The 681-nt window shown below is 62.3% G+C and carries 1 protein-coding gene; it reads left to right on the forward strand.

The window, feature by feature from the left end; translation table 11 throughout:
* Window positions 1–2 precede the first annotated feature (2 nt).
* Window positions 3–191: a hypothetical protein gene (locus BHD07_RS31830; RefSeq protein WP_338284321.1), complete on the forward strand. Its 189-nt coding sequence runs from the start codon at window positions 3–5 to the stop codon at window positions 189–191.
* The last annotated feature ends 490 nt before the right edge of the window (window positions 192–681 follow it).

A 681-nucleotide genomic window follows, 5' to 3' on the forward strand; every position in this document is an offset into this window, starting at 1 on the left:
CGCTGTATACGGGCGTGACCCGGGACCTGTCGTGTCGCCTCGCTATCTTCACGGTTTATGAAGCGCGCCGAGGGACCGCACTCTCTCCTCACCTCATCCCTGTGCTCGTCACAGGGATCCAGCAGCGCCGCGTCTGCGGCGCGGGAAGCGTTCTTTCAGCCCAAGGACTTGGTCTGGCTGGATTCCTGTGACAAGCACAGGAATGAGGGACCGGGGATGTGTGGCTGCTACATCGAAGCGAAGCGGGACGCTATATACGGGCGGGAGCTTCCGCGCTCGCTATCTTCACGGTTTATGAAACGCGCCGAGGGGTCGCACCCTCTCGACCCTCATCCCCTGTGCTTGTCACAGGGATCCAGCAGCGCCGCGTCTGCGGCGCGGGAAGCGTTCTTTCAGCCCAAGGACTTGGTCTGGCTGGATTCCTGTGACAAGCACAGGAATGAGGGACCGAGATGTGCGGCCACTACATCGAAGCGGAGCGGGGCGCTGTATACGGGCGTGACCCGGGACCTGTCGTGTCGCCTCGCTATCTTCACGGTTTATGAAGCGCGCCGAGGGACCGCACTCTCTCCTCACCTCATCCCTGTGCTCGTCACAGGGATCCAGCAGCGCCGCGTCTGCGGCGCGGGAAGCGTTCTTTCAGCCCAAGGACTTGGTCTGGCTGGATTCCTGTGACAAGCA

Source organism: Sinorhizobium sp. KGO-5, assembly GCF_036245905.1.
GTDB lineage: Bacteria > Pseudomonadota > Alphaproteobacteria > Rhizobiales > Rhizobiaceae > Sinorhizobium > Sinorhizobium meliloti_A.